Source organism: Planomonospora corallina (assembly GCF_042650625.1).
In the GTDB taxonomy this organism is placed as follows: Bacteria; Actinomycetota; Actinomycetes; order Streptosporangiales; family Streptosporangiaceae; genus Planomonospora_B; species Planomonospora_B corallina.
In genome coordinates this window covers 17701-32804 of sequence record NZ_JBHSBM010000047.1, presented here as the reverse complement: position 1 = coordinate 32804, position 15104 = coordinate 17701, and the positions used below count along the sequence as shown (strand labels likewise).

Below are 15104 nucleotides of genomic sequence, written 5' to 3'. Positions count from 1 at the left end.
GCTTCCGCACCGCAGGCGACCTCCCCTCAGGGCCGGCCGCATTCCGCAGGGCAGAACCCGGCCTCGGGGTAGCGTGATGACGGCCCCTCCAGCAGGGACTGCCGCCGTGACTTCAGGTGCTGGTCGAGGAAGGCCGCCACGTACGTGCGAGTGAGCTCGGCGGAGCGCGCCGCGGGCAGGACGACCCGGGAGGGCCTGATGCCGAGGGCGTCCGCCAGCAGCGGCAGGTCGGTGAAGGAATGGTGTTCGGCACGCGACAGCACGAGCCAGCGTTTCCACCCGGTCAGCAGCTTCCAGTCGCGGTCCCAGGAGGTGTCGCGGCCTCCGGGGACGTGCTGCGGCGCACCCAGGAACATGAACGGCCGGGAGAAGCCGCTCCTGGGGATCCGGGCGTAAGTGGTGCCGTCCATGTCGATCCCGGCGCGTACGCGGGGGTCCTCCACCATGGTCGCCAGGGCGGCGGCACCGCCGATCGACTGACCTGCCATCGCGATCCGGGAGCGGTCGATCACCTTGGAGCCGTCCCACTCCGATGGCAACCGGTCGAGGACGAAGGAGACGTCGGCCGCCCGCCCCTGGACCACACCTGCGCCGAAACCCGGGTCGGTGTCGCTGTCACAGGCGAGGCATTCGGCGACCCGCCCGCCGGCGAGGGTCGTGGCGTAGCTCTCGTAGGGGTGGTCGATCCCGGCCACGACGTACCCGCGGCTGGCCAGGTCCTCGGCCAGGGACGTGAGCGTGCTCACCGGCTTGGTGAAGCCGGGAGAGAGCACCACCAGCGGGAGCCCCCGCCCCGCGGGGTCGGCGTCTTCGAGGGCGTTCGTCCGGGTCCTGCTCAGCGTGTCGTACGGCACGCCGGCGATCCTCGAGCGTTTCAGGAAGAGCTCCGACTCCTTCGCCGTCATGTACGGCGCGCGCCGCCCGTCCCGCTGCCCGGTCGGATACCACAGGGTGACCTTGAGCTCTCTGGCACCGGCGTCGGGGTTCCAGGGGTCGGGGCGGGAGGTGTCCTTCAGGTACAGGGCGGTGGTGCCGACCGGGTGGGCACCGGTGGGGGCGGGCAGGGTGGCGGGGCCGGTCGGCGTGGCCGACGGGACGGCGGACCGGGGCGGTGCGGGTGCGGAGCAGGCGGACGCGGCGAGGACGGCCAGTCCCGCGGCGACCACCAGGAGCTGTCTCACGGAGAAGTCCATTCACTGGTGCGGTCACGTGTGCAGCAGGGCCAGGGCCTTGGCCAGGGCGGGGTCGCGCCCGGCGGCCGCGTCCTTCGGGGTCAGGGGCACGTGGTGGTCGGGCGGCACGCCGATCCGGTCGATCACCTCCCGGCCGGGTCCCAGGTGGTGCCTGGTGGGGAAGGCCAGCAGGGTGTTGTTGGCGAGCAGGTACGACTGCGCCGGGCCGGAGATCATCCCGGCGGTCCTGGTGCCGACCAGCCGGCCGGCGCGCAGGTCCTTGACCGCGGCGATGAAGTGCTCGCAGGCCGAGGCGCAGCCGCGGTCGGTGAGCACCACCAGCGGCAGGCCGAGCAGCTCGACGGTGTCGTCGGTCCACGCGGTCTCGCACCTGCCGTCCGCGGTGCACTGGTAGGCGGTGGCCTTGCCGTGGACGAAGGCGCTCACCAGCCGGGTCGCCTCCGAAGGGCTGCCGCCGCCGTTGCCGCGCAGGTCCAGCACGAGGCCGGACAGCGTCCGGCCGGTGCGCAGCCGGGAGACGGCTCTGAAGACCCTGTCGGCGGAGTCGGAGGAGAACCCGCGCAGCCGTACGTAGGCGATGTCGTCGTCCAACAGCTGCGACTGCACCACCCGCAGGGCGGCCGGGTCCTGCGGGTAGAGGCCGGGTGTGAGCGTGACGGTCCAGCGGCGGCCGGTGCTCTGCCGCAGCAGCCGCAGCCGGACCGGGCGAGCCTGCGGGTACCGCGGGTAGAGGGCGGCGATCGCGGGGGTGGCCTCGCCGTCGGCGAAGGGCGCCGATCCGTTGACCGATTCGATGATGTCGCCGGGGCGCAGGCCGGCGGCCTGCGCGGCGCCGCCCTGCACGGTGGTGACGAACAGCGGGGGGAGAGCGGTGCCGAGGGCGCCGGTCACCTGCAGGTCGGTGACGTTCGCCTGGAGGCCCAGGCCGTAGCCGTCGCCGTCGTAGGAGTCGGGCGGCCTTTTGATGTCGTGCGCCCAGCGGGCGTGGTCGTCGCCGAGGGCGGCCACGACGGCCTCGAGGGTGACGACGGCCAGCTTGCCGCCCAGGTCGGGGACCTGGGCGGTGATCTTGCGGTAGGCGGCCTCGAAGGCGGCCCAGTCGGCTTTGCGGTCACCGGTCAGCGCCGGCATGGTGGCCTCGGGCACGTCGCGCCCGTTGCGGTTGAGCTCCTGTGTCAGGGCGGTGAACCCGGCGGTCAGCAGCGTGCGGGCGTCGAGCGTGGCGCCGCTGTAGTAGGTGCCGAGGATGCAGAAGTACGCCTGCTCGATGACGTCGATCGTGGTGGGCGTCTCCGCCCCGAGGGCCCCCGAGGGCCGTGCGCAGGCCGTACCGGCCGCCGTGCCCGCCTCGACGCGCGGCGGCCTCGGCGTCGTACAGGCCGCCGCCATCAGGAGGACGAGCCCGGCGGCCACGGTCCTGACGGCGGTCATGCGCCCTCCTCCGCCGGTCGCCCGGCCGGGGGTGCCGTGTCCGCCGACGGCCTCGGTCGGCCCGGTCATGACAGCCGCCTGCGGATCCACCAGAAGCAGAACCACGTGAGGCCGGCCGTGAGCAGGGCGTAGATCCCGGTCTCGATCCACTGGAAGGGCCAGAAGCGTTCGAGGGGCTGGTAGGTCGCCTGTTGCCGGTAGCCGAGCCGGTTGACCTCGGCTATGCACGTGCCGAAGCCCGATGCTCCCGCTGTCGGCGCGCAGGGTCCCGACGTCGTGGAGACCTCCTTGATGGCGCCGGGGGCGTCGTTCTCGGCGATCGTGCGTCCGGACGGATCGAGGATGCCGGTGGAGAGGACCCAGGCACCCGCATGGCCGGGAACGGCCGGTCTCAGGCGGATCGTCATTGACTCGCCTTCACCTCCGCCTTCCTCCCGGTCGATGCTGATGCCGTCCACGTTCGCCTGGACGAGTTCGAAGGTTCCCGTGACCGGGGGCATCAGGTGAGGGCGGACCAGCATCGGCATGGCGAGCTGGATCGCGACGAACGCGGCCAGGGTGAGGGCCATGGCAGGCAGCGTACGGCGCACCAACATGCCCACGCTCACGCCCAGGACGAAGGCGAAGGCCGCATACCCCATCGGGGCGATGCCGCGCGCGCCGAACACCAGGGGGGCCATCAGGGCCAGGTCCTCCGGAGCCGACTTGTCCAGGGGGTCGGACCACCAGGTCACCATGAGGCCGCACAGGCCGGCGGCGGCCACGGCCGCCAGGCCGGTGAGCCCGAGCTTGACCGCCAGCCAGCGGCCGCGGGTGACGCTCTGGTTCCACACCAGCAGGTGCGTGTCCGCCTCCAGTTCGCGGGTGATCATCGGCGCCCCCCAGAAGAGTCCGATCAGCGCCGGCAGGAGCAGCACGATGAGGCTGGCGGCCATGAAGGGAGAATCGTGCGCGCCGAAGAACCGGTCGAAGAAGCGGCCGCAGGTGTCGTCCTGGACACAGGAGGTGATCCCGGCGGAGTAGCCGGAGGCCAGGTCCGGGCCGGTGAGGGCCAGCACGGCGGCGAGGACGACGAGTACGGTGGCCAGCATCGCGGCCGAGCCGCGGAGCTGGCGCCAGGTCAGCCAGATCATCGCTGCACCTCCAGGGCGACTCGCCGGTTGTCGGCGACGGGCTTGTCCATGTAGGCCAGGACGAGGTCCTCCAGGTCGAGCCGGCTGACCGTCCAGGCGGGGTCGTGGATCGGAGCGTCGGTGCGGACCACGTACGTGCTCTGCCGGTCGGTGTGGCGCGCGGAGATGACGTGCTGGTCGGCGGGGAGCCTGCCGGGGTCGCGGCGCGGGCCTGTGAGCCGGTGATGGGTGGCCAGCAGCGTGTCGATCTCCCCGGCGACCTGGACGCGCGAGTCGACGAGGACGATCAGGTAGTCGCAGATCCGTTCCAGGTCGGAGACGAGGTGGGAGGAGAGCACGACGCTGAACGCGTGCTCGGCGGTGGCCTCCATCAGTCCCTGCAGGAACTCGCGGCGGGCCAGCGGGTCGAGCGCGGCGACCGGCTCGTCCAGGATCAGCAGCTCGGGCCGCTTGGCCAGGCCCAGGGTCAGGGCGAGCTGGGCGCGCTGGCCGCCGGACAGCCTGCCCGCCCGGTGGGCGGGGTCGAGGCCGAGCCGCGCGATGCGCTCCTGTGCCATGCCGTCGTCCCAGCGGGGGTTGAGCCGTGCTCCCAGCCGCAGGTGGTCGGCGACGGTCAGCCCCGCGTAGACGGGGGCGTCCTGGGCGACGAAGCCGACCCTGGCCAGCTGCGCGGGCGTGCTCCCCGGCCGGCCGCCGAGCACGGTGATGCCGCCGGCCGTCGGTTCGAGCTGGCCGGCGGCCAGCTTCAGCAGCGTGGTCTTGCCGGCTCCGTTGGGGCCCACCAGCCCGACGACGTGGCCCGCCGGGATGTCGACGGTGCACTCGCGCAGCGCCCAGCGCCTGCCGTACCTCTTGCCCAGCCCCCGGGCCTGCAGGGCAGCGGTCGTGGGATCCCCTCCGGGGCCCTCACGACCGAGGGTGCCGTGCTCATTGGTGCCCTCGCTTCGCTCGGTCATGAGGTCTCCTCCGGAGCCCCCATGACCCAGGGTGCTGTGCTCATTGGTGCCCTCGCTTCGCTCGGTCATGAGGTCTCCTCCGGAGCCCCCATGACCCAGGGTGCCGTGCTCATTGGTGCCCTCGCTTCGCTCGGTCACGCGATGTCCTCCTGAGCGGTGGTCCGAAAGGTGGTCATGAACAGGGCCTCGATGCTCTCGTCGTCGAGGCCGGCCCGGCGGGCCTTGGCCAGCCAGCGCTGCAGTTCCAGCCTGAGCGGGCCGTGCGCGGCCAGCGAGGTGTCGGTGAGCGTCTTCGTCACGAACGTCCCCACCCCCGGCCGGGCGGCGACCAGGCCCTCGTGTTCGAGCTCCCGATAGGCCTTCAGGACGGTGTTGGGGTTGATCGCCAGTTGCGCCACGGTCTCCTTGACGGTCGGGAGCCGGTCGCCCTCACACAGCAGGCCGAGCCGGAGCGCGTGCCGCACCTGCTGGACCAGTTGCAGGTACGGCGAGACCCCGGACTTCGCATCCAGATGGAACTCGATCACCGGTATCTCCATTTATCTAGCTTCCTAGCACATTAGATATTTACATATATGGAGCCGGTCGAGAAGCCCCTTACGGGAAGTTCGCCTCACACCTTGCGGGAAGGGGGCGTCGCTGGACGTGATCCGTCTCCTGGCCGGGCAGGGAGCGACAGGACGAGGGATGCCACGGGACATTCCGTCACCGAGGGGTCCCGTACCGCTCTCCACGTCGGGCCGTTCGAGGCGGGCGCCGAGCACACCGCGGCGCCGGGTCGCCAGGTCGCCAGGTCGCCGGTGATCTGATCACGCGTGCTCGCGGCGTGCTCGCATGCCTCGGAACACGCCGCCCGGACCCGCCACGACCCATCACCGGATCCGGGCGGAGTACGGACGAAACACCACCGAACGGCACGCGGAAACCCTGATCACCGCATCGGACAACCGCCTTCTAATCCGACGGTCGCAGGTTCGAATCCTGCAGGGCGCGCAACCAGGACCAGGTCATTCGCCGTCTGACCTGGTCTTCTGCATGTGATCACTCCTCCTCCCCTGCCGCCGCAGGCAGCCGGATGCAGCCGCATGCCGCCCGTGGCGGAACACACGCGCAATGCCCACGGCTCCGTTCGCCCAGGTAGACCGCAGGATTTTGCACACTCCCGCGCCACTCCACGCCCGGACACGACGAAGGGCCCCGGTGTGCTCCGGAACCCTCCATACCCGCCCCTGGCCACCACGCCGCGGACTCCTCTATGCCGCACCGCCGGTCTCGCCGCCGAGATGCGCGTCCGCGGCTTCCACGACCCTGGCAGCCCGGTCACGAAGCTCCTCATCGGTCGGCGGCTCCCCGCGCAGCGCCTCCCAGTCATCGATGAGAAGCATGAGCTCCATGATCTCCTCCGGATGTCCGCATGCGCTCATCGACTCGACGATGAGGAAGTCCGCCCCCCGCGGGACCGGCAGGGAGCCCTCCGCGATGCCCTGCGCCACGTCACGAGCGACCGCCCAGGGATCACGCCGGACATCGATCGGCGGGAAGCCGGCCTCGGTCAACATCTGGCGGACCAGCGACTCCACCTCGGACATCGGCCCGATGGAGAGCGCCTGTCCGGCCAACTCCTGGACCGCGGGCGTGTCGAGGCCCGCTTCCAGGAGATCACAGGCCAGCCATCCGGCGTCCGGAACGGTTCCCTGCAGAGGCCGCTCGTGGAGAAGGTCACCCCTCAACTCCGCGAGACGGCTCCGAAGACCGGCGGAGAGTTCCACCCCTGCAGTATCCCGCGCCAGGCCGTTCACGCCGTGAGTGCTCCCTCTATCCCCTGGTTGGCCGCCTCGTGCTGGCCATCGATGCGCTTGGCGTAGACCTTGAGCATCACGTCCACCCCATGTGAACCGATCCGGGGCAGACCAGGTTTGTGCTTTGCCGATAGAGCGGCATGACCGCACACCCCCGTGAGCGTAGGGAAGGCCCTGCTGGAAACAGGATGGTGAAAAGGCTGTCACCAGAGCGGACGGAAGCACCGACATGACCACGACGACAGGAGACAGTCATGGAGGATGAATCAACGGACCGCAGCGGGCCGACGCCGTCGGGCTCCGGCTGCTGCGGGGCGAGGTCGGTCTCGTCGCCGTCGGCGGGGGTCGGCCCCGCCGATGCACCGGGCTTGCCCACGGCCGTCGACCGGGCCACCTTCCAGGCCGAGCTGGACAGGCTGCGGGCTCGGGAGAAGGCGCACACCCGGGAAGGCGACGCGATCGCCGCGGCCCGACGGCGCCTGCCCATGGTCGAGGTGGACGCCGGAACCACGCTGATCGGACCCGACGGGCCGGCCACTCTGCTCGACGCGTTCGAGGGGCGCCGGCAGCTCATCGCCTACTACTTCATGTGGTATCCCGGGAACCCCGCAGCCGAGCAGTGCGAAGGCTGCACGTGGTGCAACACCCAGGTCGCGGAGCTGTCCTACCTTCATTCCCGCGACATCACCTACGCGGTCTTCTGCCAGGGGCCCTACGACGAAAGCCGCCGCTACCGCGACTTCATGGGCTGGCAGATACCGTGGTACTCGGCGCAGGACTCCCTGGACACACTCCTCGTCGGACGCCACCTCGGCATGATGTACCTCGTGTGCTACGTACGGGACCACGACCGGGTCTTCGAAACCTACTGGACGACCCTCCGCGGCGTAGAGGAGATGGACTACAGCTACGCGCTCATGGACCTCACCGTGTACGGACGCCAGGAGACGCAGGAGGATTCGCCTCCTGGCTGGCCGCAGCCGCGGCGGGTCGACGACGACTCCAACCTGCGGACCAACGGACGCCCCATCGCCCAGTGGTCGCGCATCGAAGCCGGCCGCTCCGACGACCTCACCGTCCGGCCCTTTCTTTCCGAGGCCGAGGAATCCGGAGACGACCTCAGGCCCCGGCTTGATGGGTGAAGACGGGCAACCGTTGGGCGGCCTTCGCCTGCCGCCGATGCACCGGCACCGGGCGAGCCCGGCCCAGGGCGGCCGTCCGCTCCGCAAGCCGTCGACCGGACTCAGACCGCGCGGCTCGCCGTTCGCCGTTCGCCGTTCGCCGTTCGCCGTTCGCCGTTCGCCGTTCGCCGTTCGCCGACATGATCGTCTGGGCGGTGTCCTCAGGGAGTATCGGCATGCTGATCGACCTGAACGGAGGAACCGGCCGTCCGGCCAGACCTCGGCACCTCGCCTTGGACGAACCCCGCCAAGGAGACCTACGAGGCGACTTCGCCGCGGCCGACAGCCACGTACCTACGGCGAGGCATCCAAACACCACGATCGTCAGCACCATGGCCAGAGCCAGGGCCAAGGACGGGTCGGACAACGACTCCACCGCCTTCTGACTCAGCACGAGCAGGAAGAGAAAGATCCCCTTCGGTAATTGCGCCCATCCATAGCGGCGAGGGTCACGGTGATCACGCCAGCGAGTGGGAAGCAGCCGTGGCAGCTGTCTTGTTACCAGCACGTGGATGCCGAGCACCGCGCGCAGGCTTCCGATCCCTAGCACAAGGGGTCTTCCCCTTGGACGTGGACACCTTGGGACCTGCTGGACCATGGAACGGTTCGGGGAGAGGAGTCCTCGGTGGGGACGTTCACGTATCCTGCGGAGTTCCGGACCGGTGCCGTGGCGCTGGGCCACCTCAGCCCGGTCGAGTTCGAGAAGAGATCAACTAGGCTGGAAGTCGCCGCGTGGCAACCGATGTCCGCGTTCAGGGTGTAAGTCCCCCGGCACCTACCCATGGAACCTTGCGTCGAAGAGGACCGGCGGTTCTGACCCCGGTCCACAGGCTGCGATTCACCGGCATGCGCATAAGCACAGGGGATCATTCCGAATGAAGCAACTCGTTGATCGGTGGGGTACGGCGCGCACATCGATGGCGGCTCTGACCATAGCGGCCGTGCTGGGTGGAGCGGCGTTCAATCTGCTGGAGGACGAACCGGGCCGAGAGATGATGGATTGCGCCCGGTTCAGCCGGGTCGTCCTGGTGGGATTCGCCGTCGCGCACCCTGATTACAGCGTGGAATCCGGCAACTCCTTCCCCCACGAGTGTCTACCGGACCCAGAGCTCGATGACGAAATTCCGTCATTCGACGGATCCCTGGAAGTCTCCATAGGACCTCGCATGGCAGGCACGCTTCCCAGGGAGCAGCCCTCTCTATCAATAGAATTCCGACAGGACCCGTCAGGAGAGATTCGCTTCCCCGAGCCCGATCCATGGTACCTGACGGAAATAATGACCTCACCTGAGAGCCGGGACGCGAAGAGCGAGAACCTCCTTACGCTGGACACATTGAAGGGAATGGACTGGCGAAGGCACCGCGTCCACGCATTCGTCGCCCTAAAGAATCCACTGAACGAAGAGGAGGTCAACGAAATACACGCCATCGGGCTCAACGAGATGTTGCTCCTCTCACCCGGCGGAGGCGAAAAGCCCTTCGGATGGCCCTACTCGTTCCCCGGCGTCATCGGTGGATTCGACGTCTCCGGAGGACAAGCAAGCACTTCCAGGGTGAATGAATTCAGGCGGTGGGTGTCGCTGCTGAAGGCCGAGGACGGGCCTGCCCTGAAAGGGCTCGGGCTTGATTTGATGGAACTTCAAGACCGCGCCGAAGAAGGACTCGTACACGGCTTCACCGTCATCAACACTCCAGAAGCGGTGAAGCGCATGGCGAAGAATCCGAAAGTCCGCTCGGTAAGCGTGATCGACGTCATCCCGGAAAATCGGCAGTGATCCTCCCTCTGAACACCCGACCACATGTCGCCGGACTGTTCCTATGAGACGTCAAGGCGGCGCGCCGCCGCGCCCCGGCCCAGCGCCGCGGACCCCGGCCGCGCGGAGGCGACCGGGGCCGAAAGCCGAACGGTGGCTTCGGTCGTGGCCTGCGGGCCGTTCGGCTCCGGGGCGTTCAGCCGCCGATGCCGTCCAGCTCGGTCAAGTCCTCACGGGAGAGGGAGAGTCCCGCACCGGCGACGTTCTCGTGCAGGTGCGCCGTCGATGACGTGCCGGGGATGAGCAGAATGTTCGGTGATCGCTGCAGCAGCCAGGCCAGCGCGACGGACATCCGCGTCGCCTTCAATCGAGCGGCGACCGCCGAGAGCGCCGAGGACTGAAGCGGAGTGAAGCCTCCGAGGGGGAAGAAGGGCACGTATGCGACGCCGTCGGCGGCGAGCCGGTCGATGAGCTTGTCGTCATGGCGGTGGGCGAGGTTGTACATGTTCTGCACGCACACGATCGGCGCGATGCTCTGCGCCTCGGCGACTTGCTCCTCGGTGGCGTTGCTGACCCCGAGGTGGCGGATCAGGCCCTGCTGCCGGAGCTCCACGAGCGTCTCGAACGCCTCGGCGAGCGAGCCGGGCCGGGGACCTCCGGCGTCGCCGAGCCGGAGGTTGACCAGGTCGAGTACGTCGAGCCCGAGGGACCTGAGGTTGTCGTGGACCTGGCGGCGCAGGTCTTCGGGTCGCCGGGCCGTAGGCCAGCCGCCCTGTTCGTCGCGGGTCGCGCCCACCTTGGTCACGATGTGCAGCGACTCCGGATAGGGGTGCAGCGCCTCACGGATCAGCTCGTTGGTGACCCGCGGCCCGTAGGCGTCGCTGGTGTCGATGTGGGTGATACCGAGGTCGACCGCTTCACGCAGAACGGCCAGGGCGCCTTCGCGGTCGGCGGGTGGCCCCATGACCCCAGGGCCGGCCAGTTGCATGGCACCGTAACCGAACCGGGTGACGGTCAGATCACCCAGAGTCCAGGTGCCGCCGGGAAGAGAGCGGGAGGGTGTGCTCATCTTGTCGCCTTTCGTCATGAACTGGGGGTGGCGCCTGCCGCCTCCCTGCATCAGCATTGGAGAGAAACTCCCTGCCGGGAAGTAGGCACTTTGAAGTGCGTAACCCACCCATCGGTGAGAGGTTCGATCAGTGACGACGATGAAGGCGGCCCAGAAGAGGGCTCAGGCCAAGGTGGAGTACAACGCGTTCCTCGCGGGGTGCCCCAGCCGGCAGTTGCTCGACCGGATATCGGACAAGTGGGTCGTCCTGATCCTGTGTGCGCTGGGCGGCGACGACGACTCCGGCCGACCCGGTGCGGCGCACGCAGACGCTCCGAGGGCGATGCGTTACTCCGAGATCTCCCGTCTTCTGGCCGGGATCAGCCAGAAGATGCTGACCCAGACGCTGCGGTCGCTGGAGCACGATGGTCTGCTCACCCGTACCGTGACGCCGACCGTCCCTGTCACCGTCTCCTATGAGCTGACCGACCTCGGCCTCTCCCTCCACCACATGACGCGCGGGCTCAGAGACTGGGCGCAGACGCACATGGCCGAGGTCCTCGCGAACCGCGAGAACCACGACGCCCGCACCTCCTGACGGCTCACACCACTGGCCCCAGGGCAGGTGACGGCTCAGCACGTCCTCGGTCCGCAGCCCGATGCCCTGCGGTCGTCGGCCGCCCACCGCCGAGCCGACGGCCGCACCGACCGCACCGGCCACACAGTCCAGCCGGTCCAGCCGGTCCAGCCGGTCCACGGCGGCGGGCCGCCGATGATGCCGATGGTGAGGAGAACCGCGTCGGAGCGGCGAACCGCGCCGGCCGTACCACCGGCATCACCGCGACGGTGCCTGCGAAGCCATGACCGCGTCTCTCTGCCTCGGAAGTAACGACTCCATACCGCCGGCGGGACGTTCCAGACATGGCTGCCCTACGTAGAGTTCTACACATGCCGGTGGATCCGCGGATGACCATGCAGGTCCAGGCGATCCTGCGCGTGTTCCTCAGCGATCCCGCGCAGCGGCGCTACGGACTGGAGCTGTGCGAGGCGACCGAGCTGCCCAGCGGTACGGTCCACCCCGTCCTGGCCCGGCTGGAGCGGATCGGCTGGCTCGACGGCCACTGGGAGGAGCCCGGCGCGCACGCCGACGCGGGCCGCCCCCGCCGCCGTTACTACACGATCACTCCTGACGGCGCGGAGAAGAGCCGGGACGCGATCGCCCGGACATACGCCTCCCGCCACCGGTCCGCCCCGGAGTGGCTCCACCGGCCTGGTCCGGCGGGAGGCGCGTCATGACCGGGAACGCCGGAACCGCTCACCGCCTCGGACCGCTCCTGCGCGTCCTGCCGCCCTCCCTTCCTCGCGGAACCGCCTAGGATCAGCGGAACGACCGCCCCCGCCGTACGGGCCAGCGCCCGGATCCTGCTGGTCAACCGCGACGACCGGCTCCTGCTGTTCCGCCTCCGCGCCTCAGGCGACCTGTCCACCTCCCACTTCTGGGCCATACCCGGCGGCGGCGACGACGGCGAGACCCTCCCCCAGGCCGCGGCACACGAACTGTCCGAGGAGACCGGCCACGCCATCGCTCCACAGCGGCTCGGCCCGGTGGTGGCCGTCTCCTCCGGTCCCGCCCGATTCGGAGACCTCCCCGCCGGACCGGTGGCCCTGCCCTGGCGCCCGGCCTCCGACCACTGAGGCCCCGAGCCCCCGAGTCCCCGAGTCCTCGCGGTGACCGGCATCGCGTACTCGTGACGTGCTCGTACGCCCCGGAACACGGCATTGACGCGGGTGGAGCGGCGAGGCACCCGCCGAAGCGCCGGAAGCTCGCCCCCGTCGGCCACCGCACCGACCGCGACGACGCTTTCGTCCGCCTCATCGACCGCGTACGCGGCCAGGGCCGGAGTCCCCTGCTGGACCGGATCGATCCGTACGGAAGCCCGGTCCTGACGTCGGCCGAGATGCCGCGGTTCCTCGACGAACCGGGCCGGCGCCGCGCCCTCACCCCGGCTCCGGAGGAGCTCCGTGTGCTCCAGGAGTTCGAGGCCCTCGCCAGGCGATGCGCCGCCGATCCGGCTACCGGCGCCGGAGCAGCACCGCCCAGACCGCAGCCACGACGGCCAACACCAGGACGACGAGAATCAGCACCTCGAACCAGCCCAAACCGAACACAGACGTCCCTCCGCAGCCGCGACCATTGGACTCACGGTGGTCCTCCGCGCGATCCCGGTCAAGCCCCTTCGCCTCCGGCGGGGGCGCTCCGGCTCCGGGACGATCGCCGAGGACGTGCTCGTCTCCGTCGATGGCCGGGGCAGTGCCGCTCGGGTCGCGTCCGCGAAGGTTGGGAGACGAGCCGGGTGCCCGCCGACAGCGGCAGGACGATCTCTTCGGTGACGCCCAGCAGGCCGTTGGCCTCGACGATGAGCACCCAGCCACCGACGGCGACGGCGCCGGAGGCCCGCGAACGATGAGAACCGGTGCAGGAATACCGGAGCAGCTCGTCGAGCGGCATGCGCGAGCAGTCCTCGACCTGGACGCCGAGCCGGGTCACCGGCTCCTCGGGCGTCAGGTCGCGGACATAGGTGAGGCAGTAGGCGTCCGTCAGCTCGGGGAAGCGCTCGCGGGAGAACCAGGAGTAGTCGTCAGGAGTCGCGATCACCCGTCATGCTCGCAGCACCCGCCGACACGGAATGACCGCAGGACTCCGACCGGTGGTGGTCAGCGGGGCCCCTCGCCCGTCCCGCCGAGCGCGGCGGGGTCCTGGTAGCGGAGCAGGACGACGCCGTTGCCGAAGGTCCGGGTCTCGGCGAGCCGGAGACCGCGCCTGGCCTCGGACGGCTGGAACAGCGGCCTGCCCCGTCCGAGGACGACCGGGTGGACGTACAGCCAGTACTCGTCGATCAGACCGAGACGCATGAAGGTGGCGGCGAGTTCGGCGCCACCGAGCGCCAGATCTCCGCCGGGCTCCGCCTTGAGCTCCAGGATCTCCTCGGTGACGACGTCCCGGACCACGGTGGTGTTCCAGTCGGCCTTCTCCAAGGTCCGGGAGAAGACGAACTTCGGCATGTCCCGCCAGATGCGGGCGAACTCGATCATCGGCCGGGTGCTCGCGGGGTCGGTGTCGGCCGTCGGCCAGAACCCGGCCATCAGCTCGTAGCTGCGGCGCCCGTCCATGAAGGCGCCCATCGCGCCGAGCCGCTCGTTGAAGTGGTCGTGCAGTTCGTCGTCGACCAGGTGCCAGTCCAGCTCGTGGTCCGGCCCCTCGAAGAAGCCGTCGAGGGACACCGACATCATGAAAACGATCTTTCGCACCGTGCTCTCCTCCGAAGTTCGCCAGGGGCGGGCCCGCTGATCGCGCCACTCACCCTCCGTCCCCGACCGCCGGATTCCGAGGAGTCGGGAACGGACGCCTCCGCTTCGTCGATATCACTCGGGTCCGACAGTCCCCTGTTCCTCTTCCGCGGAGTATCGTCCGGCCATGGCCGATGATCCGCTGGAGTCGCTGCGCCGGCTCTGTCTCGCGCTCCCCGAGACCACCGAACGGCTCAGCCACGGCGAGCCGACCTGGTTCGTCCGCGGCAGGAAGGCGTTCGTCATGTACGCCGACCATCACCACGACGACCGGCTCGCCTTCTGGTGCGCGGCCCCTCCCGGCGTCCAGGAGGCCCTGGTGGCCGAGAGCCCCGAGCGCTTCTTCCGCCCTCCCTACGTCGGCCACCGCGGCTGGCTCGGCGTCCACCTCGACGTCCCCCAGGACTGGGCCGAGATCGCCGAGATCGTCACCGACGCCTACCGGAGCGTCGCGCCCAAGAGCCTGGTCGCCCTTCTGACATGAGCGCCGGTCGCGCCCATCCGGGGAGTACGGCCTGCGCCGGCGATCTCATACCGGCCGGGTGAGCCTGGCGAAGGAGAGCACGACCACCGTCGGCAGCAGCCGGCCCAGCAGTCCGGCCGTGTTCAGAAGCGTCGACACCAGTGATCCCCCGAGCTGCGCGTCTCGGGCATCAGGTCGTCCGCCGGCCCAGCGAGAGCAGCGGGACGACGGTGTCCACGGTGTGGAACAGCGGGTCGAAACGGTGTGGAACAGCGGGTCGAAGCAGCGCACCTGCCCGTCCCCGCACGGGTCGGTGGCCCGCAGTGTCTGCTGGACCCCGGGAGGCAGCGTCATGGCGCCCACGAGGACGAGCAGGGCGCCGAGCGGCCACAGCACCCTGCCCGGCCGGTACCCGCAGCCGACGGTGAGCCCGTAGAGCAGGTCCGGCGCGTCTCCGATACGGCGGCGCGGTGAGCGCGCCCGCCCGGCGCCGGCGTCCTCTGGCCTGCCGGCGCTGCTCGATGAGCAGGTGCTCGGCCTCCACCGGGTGACCGTGCTGGCGGAACACCCTGGCCGCCTGCTCGTAGGGGCCGGCGTCCGGGACCACCGGCGGGTGGATCCTCGCGGAGGGCTCCGCCGGAATCGGCGGGCGGGCGGAGAAGGGCACGGACGCTCGTCCTGCCGCGCTCGCCTCCCTCCTGATGTCCGGGTCTCGTCCCAGATCGCCCCGGACCCCCGGCCTTCACCATCAACGCCGGATTCCATTCCGGATCATTGCGAATCCCCGCCCTTACCATT

At 69.8% G+C, this 15104-nt stretch carries 16 protein-coding genes; 7 read left to right on the top strand and 9 right to left on the bottom strand.

Annotated elements, in window-relative coordinates; genetic code table 11:
* Positions 1–26 precede the first annotated feature (26 nt).
* The 6 genes from ACFOWE_RS29600 to ACFOWE_RS29575 form a co-directional block, all read right to left on the bottom strand.
* Positions 27–1181, bottom strand: coding sequence for an alpha/beta hydrolase family protein (locus ACFOWE_RS29600; protein WP_377293614.1), 1155 nt, complete (start codon positions 1179–1181; stop codon positions 27–29).
* A gap of 24 nt (positions 1182–1205) precedes the next feature.
* The gene (locus ACFOWE_RS29595; RefSeq protein WP_377293612.1) at positions 1206–2624 is read right to left on the bottom strand and encodes a S41 family peptidase; all 1419 of its coding nucleotides are present in this window, start codon (positions 2622–2624) and stop codon (positions 1206–1208) included.
* Between the two features lie 65 nt (positions 2625–2689).
* Entirely contained in the window at positions 2690–3757 is a 1068-nt protein-coding gene (locus tag ACFOWE_RS29590; RefSeq protein WP_377293610.1) for an ABC transporter permease, read from the bottom strand.
* Positions 3754–4713 carry an ABC transporter ATP-binding protein gene (locus ACFOWE_RS29585; protein WP_377293609.1) on the bottom strand — a complete coding sequence of 320 codons (960 nt, stop codon included), beginning with the start codon at positions 4711–4713 and terminating at the stop codon, positions 3754–3756. Before ACFOWE_RS29585 ends, ACFOWE_RS29590 begins: the two co-directional genes overlap by 4 nt.
* A 134-nt stretch (positions 4714–4847) precedes the next feature.
* A complete protein-coding gene (locus ACFOWE_RS29580; protein WP_377293607.1) occupies positions 4848–5240 on the bottom strand; it encodes a GntR family transcriptional regulator in 393 nt (130 codons plus the stop codon).
* Between the two features lie 726 nt (positions 5241–5966).
* Complete coding sequence (locus ACFOWE_RS29575) at positions 5967–6482, bottom strand: hypothetical protein (RefSeq protein ID WP_377293605.1); 516 nt, start codon at positions 6480–6482, stop codon at positions 5967–5969.
* A gap of 284 nt (positions 6483–6766) precedes the next feature.
* On the opposite strand from ACFOWE_RS29575, the gene ACFOWE_RS29570 reads away from it, so the two are divergent.
* From ACFOWE_RS29570 to ACFOWE_RS29560, 3 genes are all read left to right on the top strand, one after another.
* Positions 6767–7654: a DUF899 family protein gene (locus ACFOWE_RS29570; protein WP_377293603.1), complete on the top strand. Its 888-nt coding sequence runs from the start codon at positions 6767–6769 to the stop codon at positions 7652–7654.
* A 215-nt stretch (positions 7655–7869) separates the two neighbouring features.
* A complete protein-coding gene (locus tag ACFOWE_RS29565) occupies positions 7870–8079 on the top strand; it encodes a hypothetical protein (protein ID WP_377293601.1) in 210 nt (69 codons plus the stop codon).
* A 489-nt stretch (positions 8080–8568) separates the two neighbouring features.
* Positions 8569–9468, top strand: coding sequence for a hypothetical protein (locus ACFOWE_RS29560; RefSeq protein WP_377293599.1), 900 nt, complete (start codon positions 8569–8571; stop codon positions 9466–9468).
* 175 nt (positions 9469–9643) lie between these two features.
* Here ACFOWE_RS29560 and ACFOWE_RS29555 read toward each other — a convergent pair whose 3' ends face one another.
* The gene (locus ACFOWE_RS29555; RefSeq protein ID WP_449301232.1) at positions 9644–10573 is read right to left on the bottom strand and encodes an aldo/keto reductase family oxidoreductase; all 930 of its coding nucleotides are present in this window, start codon (positions 10571–10573) and stop codon (positions 9644–9646) included.
* A gap of 82 nt (positions 10574–10655) precedes the next feature.
* Here ACFOWE_RS29555 and ACFOWE_RS29550 point away from each other — a divergent pair, with 82 nt between their 5' ends.
* The 3 genes from ACFOWE_RS29550 (at position 10656) to ACFOWE_RS29540 (ending at position 12190) form a co-directional block, all read left to right on the top strand.
* A complete protein-coding gene (locus ACFOWE_RS29550) occupies positions 10656–11093 on the top strand; it encodes a winged helix-turn-helix transcriptional regulator (RefSeq protein ID WP_449301233.1) in 438 nt (145 codons plus the stop codon).
* Between the two features lie 350 nt (positions 11094–11443).
* Positions 11444–11791 (top strand): PadR family transcriptional regulator, encoded by a 348-nt coding sequence (locus tag ACFOWE_RS29545; RefSeq protein WP_377293597.1) that lies wholly within the window; start codon positions 11444–11446, stop codon positions 11789–11791.
* Positions 11792–11872: 81 nt separating this feature from the next.
* The gene (locus ACFOWE_RS29540) at positions 11873–12190 is read left to right on the top strand and encodes an NUDIX domain-containing protein (protein ID WP_377293815.1); all 318 of its coding nucleotides are present in this window, start codon (positions 11873–11875) and stop codon (positions 12188–12190) included.
* A gap of 532 nt (positions 12191–12722) precedes the next feature.
* Here ACFOWE_RS29540 and ACFOWE_RS29535 read toward each other — a convergent pair.
* Both ACFOWE_RS29535 and ACFOWE_RS29530 read right to left on the bottom strand, forming a co-directional pair.
* Complete coding sequence (locus ACFOWE_RS29535) at positions 12723–13151, bottom strand: DUF6461 domain-containing protein (protein ID WP_377293595.1); 429 nt, start codon at positions 13149–13151, stop codon at positions 12723–12725.
* 59 nt (positions 13152–13210) lie between these two features.
* On the bottom strand, positions 13211–13804 hold the full coding sequence (locus ACFOWE_RS29530) for a dihydrofolate reductase family protein (RefSeq protein WP_377293593.1): 594 nt from the start codon (positions 13802–13804) through the stop codon (positions 13211–13213).
* Positions 13805–13970: 166 nt separating this feature from the next.
* On the opposite strand from ACFOWE_RS29530, the gene ACFOWE_RS29525 reads away from it, so the two are divergent.
* Positions 13971–14327 (top strand): MmcQ/YjbR family DNA-binding protein, encoded by a 357-nt coding sequence (locus ACFOWE_RS29525; RefSeq protein ID WP_377293591.1) that lies wholly within the window; start codon positions 13971–13973, stop codon positions 14325–14327.
* Positions 14328–15104: the final 777 nt, after the last annotated feature.

What these genes read in the sequence shown, in the direction of transcription:
- ACFOWE_RS29595 (WP_377293612.1), bottom strand. Translation starts at nt 2,624, where the DNA reads ATGACCGCCGTCAGGACCGTGGCCGCCGGGCTCGTCCTCCTGATGGCG.
- ACFOWE_RS29590 (WP_377293610.1), bottom strand. Translation starts at nt 3,757, where the DNA reads ATGATCTGGCTGACCTGGCGCCAGCTCCGCGGCTCGGCCGCGATGCTG.
- ACFOWE_RS29585 (WP_377293609.1), bottom strand. Translation starts at nt 4,713, where the DNA reads ATGACCGAGCGAAGCGAGGGCACCAATGAGCACGGCACCCTCGGTCGT.
- ACFOWE_RS29570 (WP_377293603.1), top strand. Translation starts at nt 6,767, where the DNA reads ATGGAGGATGAATCAACGGACCGCAGCGGGCCGACGCCGTCGGGCTCC.
- ACFOWE_RS29565 (WP_377293601.1), top strand. Translation starts at nt 7,870, where the DNA reads ATGCTGATCGACCTGAACGGAGGAACCGGCCGTCCGGCCAGACCTCGG.
- ACFOWE_RS29560 (WP_377293599.1), top strand. Translation starts at nt 8,569, where the DNA reads ATGAAGCAACTCGTTGATCGGTGGGGTACGGCGCGCACATCGATGGCG.
- ACFOWE_RS29555 (WP_449301232.1), bottom strand. Translation starts at nt 10,573, where the DNA reads ATGCTGATGCAGGGAGGCGGCAGGCGCCACCCCCAGTTCATGACGAAA.
- ACFOWE_RS29550 (WP_449301233.1), top strand. Translation starts at nt 10,656, where the DNA reads ATGAAGGCGGCCCAGAAGAGGGCTCAGGCCAAGGTGGAGTACAACGCG.
- ACFOWE_RS29545 (WP_377293597.1), top strand. Translation starts at nt 11,444, where the DNA reads ATGCCGGTGGATCCGCGGATGACCATGCAGGTCCAGGCGATCCTGCGC.
- ACFOWE_RS29525 (WP_377293591.1), top strand. Translation starts at nt 13,971, where the DNA reads ATGGCCGATGATCCGCTGGAGTCGCTGCGCCGGCTCTGTCTCGCGCTC.